Below are 15,140 nucleotides of genomic sequence, written 5' to 3'. Positions count from 1 at the left end.
CGGTGCCCCAGGGCGCCGGCTTTTTCTTTTGTAGGTTACCCAACGTCTCGCTACACTATCCCATTATCTTGATTAAGCAGTCGACCTGCGGATTGGGCATGGAAACGAAAAAAAATAATATTGAGTTTATCCCTAAGTTTGAGAAATCCTTTTTACTGCCGCGCTACTGGGGCGCGTGGCTGGGCGTCTTTGCCTTCGCTGGCATCGCGCTGACGCCGCCTTCCTTTCGCGATCCGATCCTCGGCAAACTCGGCCGCTTCGTAGGGCGTTTGGCGAAAAGCTCGCGGCGCCGGGCGCAGATTAATTTGCTGTACTGTTTTCCGGAAAAAAGCGAGCGCGAACGGGAAGCGATCATCGACGCCATGTATGCCTCGGCGCCGCAGGCGATGGTGATGATGGCCGAGCTGGGCCTGCGCGATCCGCAAAAAATCCTTGCCCGCGTCGACTGGCAGGGGAAAGAGATCATCGACGAGATGCAGCGTAATAACGAGAAAGTGATTTTCCTCGTTCCGCATGCCTGGGGCGTGGATATCCCGGCGATGCTGATGGCCTCCGGTGGGCAGAAGATGGCGGCGATGTTCCACAACCAGGGTAACCCGGTCTTTGATTACGTGTGGAATACCGTGCGCCGTCGTTTTGGCGGGCGTATGCACGCGCGCAACGACGGAATCAAACCGTTTATTCAGTCGGTGCGCCAGGGCTACTGGGGTTACTATCTGCCCGACCAGGATCACGGCGCAGAGCACAGTGAATTTGTGGATTTCTTTGCTACCTACAAGGCGACGCTGCCAGCGATTGGCCGTTTAATGAAGGTATGCCGCGCCCGCGTCGTACCGCTGTTCCCGGTCTATGATGGCCAAACGCATCGGCTGACGGTGCTGGTCCGTCCACCAATGGACGATCTGCTGGACGCTGACGATACGACGATCGCCCGGCGGATGAACGAAGAAGTGGAAGTGTTTGTTAAGCCGCACACCGAGCAGTACACCTGGATCCTGAAGCTGCTGAAAACGCGCAAACCGGGTGAAATCGAGCCCTATAAACGCAAAGAGCTGTTCCCAAAGAAGTAGTCTAAAAGAGAGCCAGTGGGCGTTCCCGGCTCACTGGCTATATTGCGTCAGTAACATCACGTTCTCGACGACAAGCCGGTAGCGATACTCCGGGCGGCCAGTGATACCGTAGTGATTGGTCGTGAAGAGCACGTTTATCTGCTCCAGCCAAATCAGGTATTTGCGGCATGACACCCTGGATATCTGCAGCGCCGCCGCCAGCTCGTTGGTCGAAAAATCGCGCGCCTGATGGGCGTCAATCCACTGGCACACCAGGCGAAGGGTTTGCGGAGTCAGCCCTTTCGGCAAGCGGCGGGCGCTTTCCTGTTGCGGGATCCCGCGACGCAGCAGGGTGTCGATATCCGCCTGGGCGTAACAGGATTTCGCCTGCTTCACTTCACGCTTGTTGCGCCATGTCTGCAGGGCTTCCTCAAAGCGCGGAAACTGAAACGGTTTAATCAGGTAATCCACCACGCCATAGTGCAGCGCCGTTTGTAGCGTGAGCGCATCGGCGGCAGATGTCATCATGATGACGTCAATATTCCGCGCATCTGCGCGAAGCGAGGGCAGCAGGTCAAGGCCATTCTCCTGTTGCATGTAGACATCCAGCAGCAGTAGATCGACCTGCGCCAGATGGCTCAGCATCGCTTTGGCGTCGCCGATCGTCGCCGCCACCCCGCAGCAGTGAAAATCAGCCACCCGGCTGATAAACAGCCGGTTCAGTTCGGCTACCATGGGATCATCATCGACGATCAGCACATTGAACATGCGTGGTTCCCCGGTGTGGCGGGAAGCCAGCCGGCTTCCCGCAAGATGAGTTGAGGAATAGCGATCAGAATGACGATCGTTTATAGGCGGTGTAGCGCGCTCGCCAGAAGGTTTTATCGATATTCGCCGCCAGCTGTGCCTCGTCAATCTGCGGCGCGACGCCGTCCCGCTGCGCGGCGCGAGCAACCTCTGCGGCAATAGCCCGGGAAATCATTTCAATCTCTTCAACCGGCGGCAGTAAAGCACCGGTTTCACGGGTCGCCAAAGGCGAGTGGGCTGCGAGGGTTTTACTGCAGGTGATCAGCATCGCTTCGGTGACGCGCTGCGCTTTACTGGCGAGGATCCCCAGCCCCAGACCGGGGAAAATATAGGCGTTGTTGCACTGAGCGATATCGTAGGTTTTGCCGTCGTAGAAGACGGGTTCGAACGGGCTACCGGTGGCGATCAGCGCGCTTCCCCGGGTCCACTCCAGCAAATCCTTCGGCTGGGCTTCGGCCCGGGAGGTGGGGTTAGACAGCGGCATAATAATCGGACGCGGGCAGTGCCGATGCATCTCTTTCACAATCTCCTCGCTAAACAACCCCGGCTGGCCTGACACGCCAATCAGTACGGTAGGGTGGACGTTGCGTACGACATCCATCAGCGACAGCTGGGCGGACTCGGTATCCCAGTGGGCAATACTGGCTCGCGGCGTCACGAGGTTGCGTTGAAAATCGAGCAGATTGGGCATCTCATCCGTCAGCAGGCCAAAGCGGTCAACCATAAAGATGCGGCGTCGCGCTTCCTCCTCCGAGAGACCATCATCCACCATCAGCGCAATGATTTTTTCCGCAATGCCGCATCCGGCCGAACCGCCACCGAGGAAAACTACCCGCTGGTCGCGGATCGGCGTCCCGGCCGCGGCCGCGGCGGCGATCAGCGTCCCTGAGGTCACGGCGGCGGTACCCTGGATATCATCGTTAAAACAGCACAGCTGGTGACGATAACGGTTGAGCAGTCGCGTGGCATTCTTTTGGGCAAAATCTTCAAACTGAAGTAATACATTCGGCCAACGTTGCTGAATGGCATAGACAAACATGTCCATAAACTCAAGGTACTGCTCGTCGCTGATGCGCGGATGGCGCCAGCCCATATACAGTGGATCCTCCAGATGCTGCGGGTTATTGGTACCAACATCTAACATAATGGGCAGCGTGGATGCCGGGTGAATACCCCCGCAGGCGGTATATAACGAGAGTTTGCCAATGGGGATCCCCATGCCACCAATCCCCTGGTCACCCAGCCCCAGAATGCGCTCGCCATCGGTCACGACAATGACTTTGATATCATTGCGGGAAAACCCCTGCAGCATTTCGTCAATCTGGTGACGGTTAGGCCAGGAAATAAATAAACCGCGTCCCCGGCGATATATTTCTGAAAAATGTTCGCACGCTTCTCCCACCGTCGGGGTATAGATCACCGGCAACGTTTCTTTCATATGGCTGCGCAGCAGGTTATAAAATAATGTCTCGTTAGTATCCTGAATATTCCTGAGATAGATATGGCGTGAAATACTCTTTTTGAACTGGCAAAACTGGCCCCATGCGCGCTCGGTTTGTTCTTCAATGGTTTCAACATTATGGGGTAACAGTCCCTGAAGATTAAATGCTGTGCGTTCACTTTCGGTAAATGCAAGGCCTTTATTTAATAACGGATTTTCCAGCAAGACTGCACCGTTATAGGGAGTGTATAAGGTTTCTGTGGCTAACATTGGATGACTCCTGAATATCATAGTAAATAATGACCGGGATGCTTAAGGGTTTTCGTTCCGTGTTCACGAAATTAAATAAATCATAATGCCTTCGGTGACGACGCCGATGGCGGTACCCAGCAAAATAGAGGATGAGGCCGGCTCAATATAGGTATCGCTGCGCAGAGCAAACATCCCTGCGGCGATGGCGGAAGGCGTCGCGCCGATGATAATAACCTGTTGCATTAAGGTATGACTGAGCCCGAAGGCCAGTCCGGCCAGCGCCATCATTGCCGGTTGGATCAGATTTTTGATACTGATATTGGTACAGGTTTGAATATTGACCGTCGGGCGTTCGCCGTAAAACAGCAGCCCCAGGGCGAACAGTGACAGACCGCCGGCGATTTTACCCACCATTTCAATAGGCATACTGAGCATATGCGGCAACTGGACCCCTGCCAGGCTGAGCAACACGCCGGAAATCGGGATCCAGACGATGGGGTTTCTCACGGCTTTCAGCAGGTTTTGCAGGATCAGCTGCCCGGCATGAAGCTGGGGTTCATCCGCACTTCCGTGCTTGTCTCCCATGCGAATCAGGATGATAGTCAGAGGGATCATCAATACGCTGGTCACCAGGTTTCCGATAAGCACGCCAAGAAAACCCTCCGGGCCTATCAGTACCGCCAGAACGGGCGCACCAAAGTAGGCCATATCGGGGAAGGCGCAAACCAGCGACTGAATCGCGCTGGTTTTAATATCATGACGGAAAACATAGCGTGAGATCAGCAGCGTGAGAAAATAGGATCCCATCAGGCCAATGACTAACACCGCCATAAAGGTGAAGTTTTTAATTTTATCGGGATTGGTATTTAACGCGCCGATAAAAAGATGGAACGGAAGCGCAAAGCGGATCACCACCGTGGCAAGAACGGAGGCATCCTCGCGCCGGGTATAGCCTAGTTTACCGCTAAGCCATCCCAGCAGCATGATAAATACCAATGGGAAAAGGGATTGTAAGAGTAGTGAAGGCATAAGATGTCCTGACATATTTTATTGGGTTGTTGTGTCGCCAATCTAGCGATCCCGTAATATTTAAAAGGTGATAGTCATCACAGTCGCCTGCCTTTAAATAATTTCGCCTCGGATACTTTACTTACAAATGGGTAAATCAGGGTTAAATCATGGAGTTGCTTGAATGAGATGCAAATATTATCGATGATGCTAACTTTAGCTTTATGACGATAAATTAAATTACTTAAAATAAACTTTATGGTTTAGTCACAAAGCCGACAGCGGAAAACCGTTTGTCATTTTTTGTTTTAAACGCCTGTGCTACCGTTTTGAGTGTATTTTGTTGAGCCGGTGTTTAGTGCTATTTCGTTTATGTTGCTACGCAAATTTTAATATTGCGTTACTACCCTACGCTACCTCCTTATCATTCAGGTAAAAATATGGAAAATAATTCACTCAACCACCCGATAGATAAAACCCAACCGAACGGGCAATCGACACGATTTTTTTCCAATATCGACGTTGGTGCCGTACCGTTAACGCTCTTTATTGGTATCGCTGCGATCGTCGCGCTCTCTGCGAGTGCGGGTTTGCTGCCGAAAAATATGATTGGCGGACTGGCGGTCATTATGACCCTCGGATTCGCGCTGGCTAAGATTGGCCGCATGGTACCAGTATTAAAAGACATTGGCGGGCCGGCTATCTTGTGCCTGATGATGCCCTCAGTGTTGGTCTACTTTGGCGTGTTTGAAGCTCATACGCTCGATACTGTGCACTTGCTGATGAAAGAGGCCAATCTCCTCTATTTCGTCATCGCCTGTCTGGTCGTCGGGAGTATTCTGGGAATGAACCGCACTATTCTGATCCAGGGGATGGTGCGTATGTTTGTCCCGTTGGTGGTGGGGACCGGGGCGGCAATATTAACCGGCCTGCTGGTGGGCAGCTTATTTGGCTACAGTATTTACCACACCTTCTTTTTTATTATCGTGCCAATTATCGGCGGCGGCATCGGCGAAGGGATCCTGCCTTTGTCGCTGGCTTATTCGGCCATTCTCGGGCAAACGCCTGATGTCTATGTTGCCCAGCTGGCGCCGGCCGCGGTGGTTGGGAATATTTTCGCCATTATCTGCGCTGGTTTTCTGGCGCGCATGGGCGCACGTCGTCCGGCGCTATCCGGCAATGGGATGCTGATCCGTAGCCATGACGATAATAGCGTCTTTGCGCAACATCAGAGTACCCAACCCACCGATTTTCAGCTCATGGGTGCCGGGTTGCTGATGATTTGCGCGTTTTTCATCGTCGGTGGTCTGCTGGAGAAGGTGGTGCATATTCCGGGGCCGGTGCTGATGATTCTGGCGGCCGTCTTCTGCAAATATACCAAAGTTATCCCGGCGGCGATGGAGCTGGGGGCGCATAGCTGCTACAAGTTCGTCTCCGCCGCGCTGGTGTGGCCGCTGATGATCGGCCTGGGCATGCTGTATGTGCCGCTGGAGAGCGTGGTCTCGGTGTTCTCCGTTGGTTACGTCGTGGTTTGCGGCTCCATCGTTATTGCCATGGCGCTGAGCGGTTTCTTTATCGCTGCTCGCCTGAATATGTATCCGGTGGAAGCCGCTATCGTGACCAGCTGCCATAGTGGCCTTGGAGGAACCGGAGATGTGGCCATCCTCTCGGCGTCAAACAGAATGGGGTTGATGCCGTTTGCACAGATTGCGACGCGGATCGGCGGGGCGTCAACGGTGATCGCCGCGACGCTGTTGTTGAGCTGGATGGTGTAGTCTGCCAGATAGTGGGCAAAAAAAACCTGCCAGCCGCATCGCTGGCAGGTCGACACCGAGGCTTACTCGACGGTGAGGATACGGGTGGTGTTGGTGCTGCCGATGGTGCTCATCACATCACCCTGGGTCACGACCACGAGGTCACCGGAGACGAGATAGCCTTTATCCCGCAGCAGATTGACGGCATCGTGCGCAGCGGCTACCCCGTCATTCTGGCTGTCGAAGAACACCGGGGTCACCCCGCGGTAGAGTGCGGTCAGGTTCAGGGTGCGCTCGTGGCGGGAAAGGGCGAAAATCGGCAGACCGGAACTGATGCGCGAGGTCATCAGCGCGGTGCGGCCCGATTCAGTCATGGTGATGATGGCCGTGATGCCTTTCAGGTGGTTGGCGGCATACATCGCCGACATGGCAATCGCTTCTTCCACGTTGTCGAACTGGACGTCCAGACGGTGTTTGGAGACGTTGAGGCTCGGGATTTTTTCGGCGCCCAGACACACGCGCGCCATCGCGGCCACGGTTTCCGACGGGTACTGACCGGCAGCGGTTTCCGCGGAGAGCATCACCGCATCGGTACCATCCAGCACGGCGTTGGCCACGTCCATCACTTCCGCGCGAGTCGGCATCGGGTTGGTGATCATCGACTCCATCATCTGGGTAGCGGTAATGACGGAACGGTTCAGCTGACGGGCACGACGAATCAGCGCTTTCTGGATACCCACCAGTTCTGGATCGCCGATTTCGACGCCGAGGTCGCCGCGCGCAACCATGACCACATCGGAGGCGAGGATCACGTCGTCCATCGCATCCTGATCGCAGACTGCTTCCGCACGCTCAACTTTGGCGACGATTTTCGCATCGCAGCCGGCATCGCGCGCCAGGCGACGGGCGTAGTTCAGGTCTTCGCCGCAGCGCGGGAAAGAGACCGCCAGGTAGTCGACGCCGATTTTGGCGGCGGTGACGATATCAGCCTTGTCTTTGTCGGTCAGCGCTTCGGCAGACAGACCGCCGCCCAGCTTGTTGATCCCTTTGTTGTTAGATAACGGACCGCCGACAGTCACTTCAGTAAACACTTTCATCCCCTGAACTTCGAGGACTTTCAGCTGTACGCGACCATCGTCGAGCAGCAGGATATCGCCCGGCACGACGTCCGCCGGCAGGCCTTTGTAGTCGATCCCGACTTTCTCTTTGTCGCCTTCACCTTTGCCGAGGTTAGCGTCGAGCAGGAATTTGTCGCCGATATTGAGGAAAATTTTGCCTTCTTTGAAGGTCGATACGCGAATTTTTGGTCCCTGGAGGTCGCCGAGGATAGCAACGTGACGGCCCAGTTTCGCCGCAATCTCACGCACTTTGTCGGCACGGAGCTGATGATCTTCCGGGGTGCCGTGAGAGAAGTTCATACGCACTACGTTTGCGCCCGCGGCGATAACTTTTTCCAGGTTGTTATCACGGTCAGTTGCTGGGCCTAAGGTAGTAACGATTTTGGTTCTGCGAAGCCTTCTGGACATGTAATACTCCGTTGACTGATACAACTTTGGTGTTGCGTGAACATGGATTCGGTAGCGCCAGCCTGCAACGTCGCACAGCCGGATCGTTATCGAAGGTGTAATGGGGTACTGCTTGTTATCAACTTTTATTGATTATCACTGGGTACGAACTGTTCTTTATCAAAACGCGATTCCTTCAGCGCTTCCTTGACCCTCTTCAAGTTATCTCTGAATTTTGCCCCCCGACGCAGCGTAAAACCCGTCGCCAGCACGTCGATGACGGTCAACTGGGCCAGACGGGAGACCATCGGCATATAGATGTCGGTATCTTCCGGCACATCGAGGGTGATAGCGAGCGTGGCTTCCCGGGCCAGGGGGGTACCGGCGGAGGTGAGGGCGATCACCATGGCATCGTTTTCACGGGCCAGCTGCGCCAGTTCCACCAGGCTCTTGGTTCTTCCGGTATGTGAGATAATCACCACCACATCATCGTCATCGCAATTCATACAGCTCATGCGTTGCAGGACAATGTCGTCGGAATAGATGACCGGTACGTTAAAGCGGAAAAATTTGTTCATCGCATCATGGGCGACCGCCGCCGAGGAACCGAGGCCGAAAAAGGCGATTTTTTTGGCCTGAGTCAGCAGATCCACCGCGCGATTCACCGCCGACATGTCGAGAGAATGGTGGACCTGATCTAAACTCGCCATGGCCGATTCGAATATTTTTCCCGTGTATGACTCAACGCTGTCGTCTTCATCAACATTCCGGTTAACATAGAGCGTACCGTGCGCGAGGCTCTGGGCAAGGTGCAGTTTAAAATCAGGAAACCCGCGGGTTTCGAGGCTGCGGCAGAAGCGATTGACGGTCGGTTCGCTCACCCCGGCCTCAAGGGCGAGGGCGGCGATGCTCGAATGAATGGCCTGCGCGGGGGTGGCGAGGATCACTTCCGCCACTTTGCGTTCAGATTTGCTAAGGTGTTCCAGTCGGGACTGGATTTTTTCCAGCATGTTCATTAGTAACAGGGCGCTCATCAATGGAAACGATTTCATTAATGGGTGAAATCATCGGGCGTTTTAGCAAGAATATACCCCTCCGCAAGCGCAAGCGGTGAGGAATGACGTGAAATAATGTTGTTTTTTTTCATTACATGATCAGAGTCGTATTTTACTGACCTGAAACAGGTACAAACAACGAACAATATCAGCCAGATGCCCAAATCATCGCCGAATGTTTTCACCCTGTGCGGTTTTACCGCCGCAAACGAAGGGGAAGGCTTTCGGGAAATACGTAAACACAGTACAGTGCAGTGTAAGAAAATTACAAATATAGCCTGGCAGAAGCACCAGACTATCAACTGAGGAGAATGACATGGCGGTAACGCAAACGGCCCAGGCATGCGACCTGGTCATTTTCGGCGCGAAGGGCGACCTGGCGCGACGTAAATTGTTGCCTTCCCTGTATCAGCTTGAAAAAGCGGGCCAGATCCACGCCGACACCCGCATCATTGGCGTCGGCCGTGCCGATTGGGATAAAGCGGCTTACACCAAAGTCGTGCGCGAAGCGCTGGAAACCTTCATGAAGGAAAAAATTGATGAAGGTTTGTGGGATTCCCTGAGCGGACGCCTGGAGTTCTGTAACCTTGACGTCAATGACACCAGCGGCTTCACGCGTCTGGGTGAGATGCTGGATCAACAGAACCGTGTCACCATCAACTATTTCGCCATGCCGCCGAGCACCTTTGGCGCGATCTGCAAAGGTCTGGGCGAAGCGAAGCTCAATGCCAAGCCTGCGCGCGTGGTGATGGAAAAACCGCTGGGTACCTCGCTGGAAACCTCGCGTGAAATCAATGACCAGGTCGGCGAGTTTTTTGAAGAGTGCCAGGTCTACCGTATCGACCACTACCTCGGTAAAGAGACGGTCCTCAACCTGCTGGCGCTGCGCTTTGCTAACTCCCTGTTTGTCAATAACTGGGACTGCCGCACTATCGATCATGTCGAAATCACCGTCGCGGAAGAGGTGGGTATTGAAGGGCGCTGGGGTTACTTCGACCAGGCCGGGCAGATGCGCGACATGATCCAGAACCACCTGCTGCAGATCCTCTGCATGATTGCCATGTCGCCGCCGTCCGATCTCAGCGCCGACAGCATCCGTGATGAAAAGGTCAAGGTCCTGAAATCCCTGCGTCGCATTGATCGCTCCAACGTGCGTGAGAAAACCGTTCGCGGCCAGTACACCGCCGGCTTTGCCCAGGGCAAAAAAGTGCCGGGCTACCTCGAAGAAGAGGGCGCCAACAAAACCAGTAACACCGAAACCTTCGTGGCGATCCGTGTCGATATCGATAACTGGCGCTGGGCCGGCGTACCGTTCTATCTGCGCACCGGCAAACGTCTGCCGACCAAATGCTCTGAGGTAGTGGTTTACTTCAAAACCCCGGAGCTGAACCTGTTTAAAGAGACCTGGCAGGAGCTGCCGCAGAACAAGCTGACTATTCGTCTGCAGCCGGACGAAGGGGTGGATATCCAGGTGCTGAACAAAGTGCCGGGCCTCGACCATAAGCATAATCTGCAGATCACTAAGCTGGATCTGAGCTACTCCGAGACCTTTAATCAGACGCACCTGGCCGATGCTTATGAGCGTCTGTTGCTGGAGACCATGCGCGGTATCCAGGCGCTGTTTGTGCGCCGTGATGAAGTCGAAGAGGCGTGGAAATGGGTGGATTCCATCACCGAAGCCTGGGCTGCCGACCGCGATGCGCCGAAACCGTATCAGGCAGGGACCTGGGGACCGGTTGCGTCGGTGGCGATGATCACCCGTGACGGCCGCTCGTGGAACGAGTTCGAGTAAGCTCGCCGCCTAATCCGTCAGGGTTATTTTACCGGTAACATGATCTGACGCAGAAAGTCGCACGCTTTTTAATCTTTTAAGCCCCGTGAGGATTCACCCACGGGGCTTTTTTTATTACACTGCTTTCAGACATTTTGCCCCTGAGCGCTGGTGTTGGTGGCCTTTAGCACAAAAATACGTCATCACGCAGCGGCCGGACAGATACAAATTTGAGGAGCCTTTATGAATTCGACAATGTTACGGGTAACAAATCGCATTATCGAACGGTCGCGTGAGACCCGCGCGGCTTACCTCGCAAGGATTAACCAGGCCAAAACCGACACCGTGCATCGTGCGCAACTGGCCTGCGGCAATCTGGCTCACGGTTTCGCGGCCTGTCAGGCTGACGACAAAGCCTCTCTGAAAAGCATGTTGCGCAACAACATCGCCATCATCACCTCCTACAACGATATGTTGTCCGCTCACCAGCCCTATGAACACTATCCGGACATCATCCGTAAAGCGCTGCATAGCGCCAATGCGGTCGGCCAGGTGGCCGGCGGCGTGCCGGCAATGTGCGACGGCGTAACCCAGGGGCAGGATGGTATGGAGCTCTCATTGCTGAGCCGCGAAGTGATCGCCATGTCCGCCGCAATCGGCCTGTCGCATAACATGTTCGATGGCGCGCTATACCTCGGCGTGTGCGATAAAATTGTCCCCGGCCTGACCATGGCAGCGCTCTCTTTCGGCCATCTGCCGTCGGTCTTTATTCCGTCCGGTCCAATGGCCAGCGGCCTGGCTAATAAAGAGAAGGTCCGCATTCGCCAGCTGTACGCGGAAGGTAAAGTGGATCGTATGGCGCTGCTGGAGTCCGAAGCCGCCTCTTATCACGCGCCGGGAACCTGTACTTTCTACGGGACGGCGAACACCAACCAGATGGTGGTCGAGTTTATGGGCATGCAACTGCCGGGATCGTCCTTCGTCCATCCGGATGCCCCGCTGCGGGACGCGCTGACCGCCGCTGCCGCACTCCAGGTCACCCGCATGACCGGCAATGGCAACGAGTGGATGCCGCTGGGGAAAATGTTCGACGAAAAAGTGGTAGTCAACGGCATCGTGGCGCTGCTGGCGACCGGTGGCTCCACCAACCATACCATGCACCTGGTGGCGATGGCCCGCGCGGCGGGGATCATTATTAACTGGGACGATTTCTCCGACCTGTCAGACGTGGTGCCGCTGCTGGCGCGCCTCTATCCCAACGGCCCGGCGGATATTAACCACTTCCAGGCGGCGGGCGGCGTTCCGGTACTGGTGCGCGAGCTGCTGAAAGGCGGCCTGCTGCATGAGGATGTTCACACCGTCGCCGGCTTTGGTCTGTCGCGTTACACCCTGGAACCGTGGCTCAACAACGGCGAGCTGGACTGGCGTGAAGGGGCGACAGCGCCGCTTGACGATCAGGTCATCGCGACCTTCGAGAAACCGTTCTCCCGCCACGGCGGCACGAAAGTGCTGAGCGGCAACCTGGGACGCGCGGTAATGAAAACGTCGGCGGTCCCGGTAGAGAACCAGGTGATTGAAGCGCCGGCGGTGGTGTTCGAGAGCCAACACGACGTATTGCCGGCCTTTGAAGCGGGCTTGCTGGATAAAGATTGTGTGGTGGTGGTCCGTCATCAGGGGCCAAAAGCGAACGGGATGCCAGAATTACATAAACTTATGCCGCCACTTGGTGTATTATTGGACCGCCGTTTCAAAATAGCGCTGGTGACCGATGGCCGACTCTCTGGCGCCTCCGGTAAAGTCCCGTCAGCTATCCATGTCACGCCTGAAGCGTATGACGGTGGTTTGCTGGCCAAAGTGCGCGATGGCGATGTGATTCGCGTGAACGGACAGACGGGAGAACTGACGCTGCTGGTGGACGATGCCGAACTGGCGGCGCGTCAGCCGCATATCCCTGACCTCAGCGCGTCGCGCGTGGGAACCGGTCGGGAGATGTTTGGGGCGCTGCGTGAGAAGCTCTCTGGCGCGGAGCAGGGCGCAACCTGCATCACTTTTTAAGACGATTTTATTTCTAGATCTGGCGAGAGAAAATCCTGATGAAAAACTGGAAAACAACAGCAGAAGCAATCCTCACCTCCGGTCCGGTTGTCCCGGTTATCGTGGTGAAAAAGCTGGAGCATGCGGTACCGATGGCGAAAGCGCTGGTCGCGGGCGGCGTGCGCGTGCTGGAAGTCACCCTGCGCACCGAGTGCGCCCTGGAAGCGATCCGCGCGATTGCTAAAGAAGTGCCGGACGCGATTGTCGGCGCGGGCACGGTCACCAACGTCGAGCAACTGAAAGCGGTAACGGAAGCTGGCGCGCAGTTCGCTATCAGCCCGGGACTGACCGAATCCCTGCTGAAAGCGGCGACCGAAGACGGCACCATTCCGCTGATCCCGGGGATCAGCACGGTGTCCGAGCTGATGCTGGGTATGCAGTATGGTCTGAAAGAGTTTAAATTCTTCCCGGCGGAAGCCAACGGCGGCGTGAAAGCCCTACAGGCGATTGCGGGTCCGTTCGGCCACATTCGTTTCTGCCCGACCGGCGGTATCTCTCCGGCCAACTACCGTGACTACCTGGCGCTGAACAGCGTGCTGTGCATCGGCGGTTCCTGGCTGGTGCCAGCCGATGCGCTGGAGGCCGGCGACTACGATCGCATTACCACCCTGGCGCGTGAAGCGGTGGAAGGCGCGAAGTAAACCGCGCCTCAAGGTCGACAACCCGGTCAGCGGCAACGCGACCGGGTTTTTTTGTCTCTACCCTTCGACGATGACCGCCGCGGCGGCAGTTTTAGCCCGTGCCACGGCCTCTTCGACTGAATCGGCAACGGCGAGGGTCACCCCCAGGCGGCGGGTACCGTCAATCTCGGGCTTGCCGAACAAACGCAGCTGCAGGCCAGCCCCGACGGCCGATTGCAACTGGCCAAAGCTGACGTTCTGGCTGGTCAGCTGCGGAAGGATCACTGCGGAAGCGGCCGGACCATACTGGCGGATAGCGCCGACGGGCAGTCCAAGGAAGGCGCGAACGTGCAGGGCGAATTCCGAGAGATCCTGCGAGATCAGCGTCACCATGCCGGTGTCATGTGGGCGCGGGGAGACTTCGCTAAAGATCACCTCGTCGCCGCATACGAACAGTTCCACGCCAAACAGGCCATGACCGCCCAGCGCCAGCACCACCTTGCGGGCGATGGCCTGGGCACGTTCGAGGGCCAGGTCGCTCATCTGCTGCGGTTGCCAGGACTCACGGTAATCGCCGTCTTCCTGGCGATGGCCAACCGGGGCGCAGAAATGCACGCCATCGACGGCGCTGACGGTGAGCAGGGTGATTTCAAAGTCGAAATTCACCACCCCCTCGACGATCACCCGCCCGGCGCCGGCGCGGCCGCCCTGCTGCGCATAGCGCCAGGCTTCGCTGAGCTGGTCAGCCGAGCGGATAAAGCTCTGGCCTTTGCCGGAGGAGCTCATCACCGGTTTGACGATGCATGGCAAACCGATCTCGGTAACGGCCGCACGGAAGCCTTCTTCGCTGTCGGCGAAGCGATAGCTGGAGGTGGGGAGCTGCAGCTCTTCTGCCGCCAGGCGGCGAATGCCTTCGCGGTTCATGGTGAGCTTTGCCGCCCGCGCCGTGGGGACCACTTTCTGCCCGGCCTGCTCCAGTTCAACCAGGGTATCGGTAGCAATAGCTTCGATCTCCGGCACGATGTAATCGGGTTTTTCCTGTTCAATCAGGGCGCGCAGGCTCTCGCCGTGCAGCATATTGATGACGTGGGCGCGGTGGGCGACCTGCATCGCCGGGGCATCGGGGTAGCGGTCGACGGCGATAGTTTCAATGCCCAGACGCTGACATTCAATGGCGACTTCTTTGCCCAGCTCGCCGGAACCTAACAGCATTACTTTGGTGGCTGCCGGGCGCAGCGCGGTGCCTAATACAGTCATAACTCTCTTCCGCAGTAAAAAAAGATGCCGCCGATTATAAACGAAAACGTTTGCGTCTGTCTTTACGCGCGTGAGTTGAGTCCGGAGAGGAAATTTGTTATACTGTATAAAAATACAGTACTGAGAGGCTGCAGCATGGCGGTTGAAATTAAATATGTTGTGATCCGCGAAGGTGAGGAAAAAATGTCTTTTGCCAGCAAAAAAGAGGCCGACGCTTACGACAAAATGCTCGATCTGGCAGAGGTGCTGAATGACTGGCTGATGGCATCGCCGCTGGAGATGGATGACGCCCAGCGTGACACCATGGCGATGTGGCTGGCAGAGCGAAAAGAGGCGCTGCAGCATATCCTGCGCGTCGGCCGATTGCCGGAGCAGGATGCGTCCGCGCACGACTCACCCGCGTCGTCGGCGGCAGAAGAGGCTTCTCCGGCGGATGACGCCGCGGCGCCAGCGACCAAAGCGCGTAAGGCGAAAGTGGCCTGACCGGCAGCAGCCAGCTATGGTCTGGCTGGCTGGGCAGGGATTTG

The 15,140-nt window shown here is 56.2% G+C and carries 13 protein-coding genes; 7 read left to right on the top strand and 6 right to left on the bottom strand.

The features are described from left to right. Positions 1-98 precede the first annotated feature (98 nt). Positions 99-1,070: a lauroyl-Kdo(2)-lipid IV(A) myristoyltransferase gene (lpxM, locus tag CWM58_RS14845; RefSeq protein WP_061154099.1), complete on the top strand. Its 972-nt coding sequence runs from the start codon at positions 99-101 to the stop codon at positions 1,068-1,070. 30 nt (positions 1,071-1,100) lie between these two features. On the opposite strand, the gene dcuR is transcribed toward lpxM, so the two are convergent. The 3 genes from dcuR to CWM58_RS14830 form a co-directional block, all read right to left on the bottom strand. Next, on the bottom strand, positions 1,101-1,817 hold the full coding sequence (gene dcuR / locus CWM58_RS14840) for a two-component system response regulator DcuR (protein WP_100681219.1): 717 nt from the start codon (positions 1,815-1,817) through the stop codon (positions 1,101-1,103). A gap of 64 nt (positions 1,818-1,881) precedes the next feature. Beyond that, entirely contained in the window at positions 1,882-3,567 is a 1,686-nt protein-coding gene (locus CWM58_RS14835; protein ID WP_100681218.1) for an NAD-dependent malic enzyme, read from the bottom strand. Positions 3,568-3,630: 63 nt separating this feature from the next. Then, positions 3,631-4,578, bottom strand: a complete 948-nt coding sequence (locus tag CWM58_RS14830) for an AEC family transporter (protein WP_061154102.1) — start codon at positions 4,576-4,578, stop codon at positions 3,631-3,633. Between the two features lie 419 nt (positions 4,579-4,997). On the opposite strand from CWM58_RS14830, the gene CWM58_RS14825 reads away from it, so the two are divergent. Beyond that, positions 4,998-6,332, top strand: coding sequence for a 2-hydroxycarboxylate transporter family protein (locus CWM58_RS14825; RefSeq protein WP_100681217.1), 1,335 nt, complete (start codon positions 4,998-5,000; stop codon positions 6,330-6,332). Positions 6,333-6,394: 62 nt separating this feature from the next. Here CWM58_RS14825 and pyk read toward each other — a convergent pair whose 3' ends face one another. Together pyk and CWM58_RS14815 are read right to left on the bottom strand one after the other, a co-directional pair. Next, a complete protein-coding gene (gene pyk / locus CWM58_RS14820; protein ID WP_074385455.1) occupies positions 6,395-7,837 on the bottom strand; it encodes a pyruvate kinase in 1,443 nt (480 codons plus the stop codon). Between the two features lie 125 nt (positions 7,838-7,962). Next, entirely contained in the window at positions 7,963-8,868 is a 906-nt protein-coding gene (locus CWM58_RS14815) for a MurR/RpiR family transcriptional regulator (RefSeq protein ID WP_162677299.1), read from the bottom strand. A 159-nt stretch (positions 8,869-9,027) separates the two neighbouring features. On the opposite strand from CWM58_RS14815, the gene CWM58_RS14805 reads away from it, so the two are divergent. The 4 genes from CWM58_RS14805 (at position 9,028) to CWM58_RS14790 (ending at position 13,377) form a co-directional block, all read left to right on the top strand. After that, positions 9,028-9,177, top strand: a complete 150-nt coding sequence (locus CWM58_RS14805; protein ID WP_004145554.1) for a hypothetical protein — start codon at positions 9,028-9,030, stop codon at positions 9,175-9,177. A 10-nt stretch (positions 9,178-9,187) separates the two neighbouring features. Further along, positions 9,188-10,663, top strand: a complete 1,476-nt coding sequence (zwf, locus tag CWM58_RS14800; RefSeq protein WP_008804260.1) for a glucose-6-phosphate dehydrogenase — start codon at positions 9,188-9,190, stop codon at positions 10,661-10,663. Positions 10,664-10,885: 222 nt separating this feature from the next. Further along, the gene (edd, locus tag CWM58_RS14795) at positions 10,886-12,697 is read left to right on the top strand and encodes a phosphogluconate dehydratase (protein ID WP_100681216.1); all 1,812 of its coding nucleotides are present in this window, start codon (positions 10,886-10,888) and stop codon (positions 12,695-12,697) included. A gap of 38 nt (positions 12,698-12,735) precedes the next feature. Beyond that, the gene (locus CWM58_RS14790; protein WP_002911423.1) at positions 12,736-13,377 is read left to right on the top strand and encodes a bifunctional 4-hydroxy-2-oxoglutarate aldolase/2-dehydro-3-deoxy-phosphogluconate aldolase; all 642 of its coding nucleotides are present in this window, start codon (positions 12,736-12,738) and stop codon (positions 13,375-13,377) included. 57 nt (positions 13,378-13,434) lie between these two features. Here CWM58_RS14790 and purT read toward each other — a convergent pair whose 3' ends face one another. Then, the gene (purT, locus tag CWM58_RS14785) at positions 13,435-14,613 is read right to left on the bottom strand and encodes a formate-dependent phosphoribosylglycinamide formyltransferase (RefSeq protein WP_100675386.1); all 1,179 of its coding nucleotides are present in this window, start codon (positions 14,611-14,613) and stop codon (positions 13,435-13,437) included. 135 nt (positions 14,614-14,748) lie between these two features. Here purT and CWM58_RS14780 point away from each other — a divergent pair, with 135 nt between their 5' ends. After that, positions 14,749-15,096, top strand: a complete 348-nt coding sequence (locus CWM58_RS14780; protein WP_100681215.1) for a YebG family protein — start codon at positions 14,749-14,751, stop codon at positions 15,094-15,096. Positions 15,097-15,140 lie beyond the last annotated feature (44 nt).

The sequence above is a fragment of the Klebsiella sp. H-Nf2 genome (assembly GCF_002806645.1).
Classification (GTDB): domain Bacteria; phylum Pseudomonadota; class Gammaproteobacteria; order Enterobacterales; family Enterobacteriaceae; genus Klebsiella; species Klebsiella variicola.
This window is presented reverse-complemented; position numbering and strand designations above follow the sequence as displayed.

What these genes read in the sequence shown, in the direction of transcription:
- lpxM (WP_061154099.1), top strand. Translation starts at nt 99, where the DNA reads ATGGAAACGAAAAAAAATAATATTGAGTTTATCCCTAAGTTTGAGAAA.
- dcuR (WP_100681219.1), bottom strand. Translation starts at nt 1,817, where the DNA reads ATGTTCAATGTGCTGATCGTCGATGATGATCCCATGGTAGCCGAACTG.
- CWM58_RS14835 (WP_100681218.1), bottom strand. Translation starts at nt 3,567, where the DNA reads ATGTTAGCCACAGAAACCTTATACACTCCCTATAACGGTGCAGTCTTG.
- CWM58_RS14830 (WP_061154102.1), bottom strand. Translation starts at nt 4,578, where the DNA reads ATGCCTTCACTACTCTTACAATCCCTTTTCCCATTGGTATTTATCATG.
- CWM58_RS14825 (WP_100681217.1), top strand. Translation starts at nt 4,998, where the DNA reads ATGGAAAATAATTCACTCAACCACCCGATAGATAAAACCCAACCGAAC.
- pyk (WP_074385455.1), bottom strand. Translation starts at nt 7,837, where the DNA reads ATGTCCAGAAGGCTTCGCAGAACCAAAATCGTTACTACCTTAGGCCCA.
- CWM58_RS14815 (WP_162677299.1), bottom strand. Translation starts at nt 8,868, where the DNA reads ATGAAATCGTTTCCATTGATGAGCGCCCTGTTACTAATGAACATGCTG.
- CWM58_RS14805 (WP_004145554.1), top strand. Translation starts at nt 9,028, where the DNA reads ATGCCCAAATCATCGCCGAATGTTTTCACCCTGTGCGGTTTTACCGCC.
- zwf (WP_008804260.1), top strand. Translation starts at nt 9,188, where the DNA reads ATGGCGGTAACGCAAACGGCCCAGGCATGCGACCTGGTCATTTTCGGC.
- edd (WP_100681216.1), top strand. Translation starts at nt 10,886, where the DNA reads ATGAATTCGACAATGTTACGGGTAACAAATCGCATTATCGAACGGTCG.
- CWM58_RS14790 (WP_002911423.1), top strand. Translation starts at nt 12,736, where the DNA reads ATGAAAAACTGGAAAACAACAGCAGAAGCAATCCTCACCTCCGGTCCG.
- purT (WP_100675386.1), bottom strand. Translation starts at nt 14,613, where the DNA reads ATGACTGTATTAGGCACCGCGCTGCGCCCGGCAGCCACCAAAGTAATG.
- CWM58_RS14780 (WP_100681215.1), top strand. Translation starts at nt 14,749, where the DNA reads ATGGCGGTTGAAATTAAATATGTTGTGATCCGCGAAGGTGAGGAAAAA.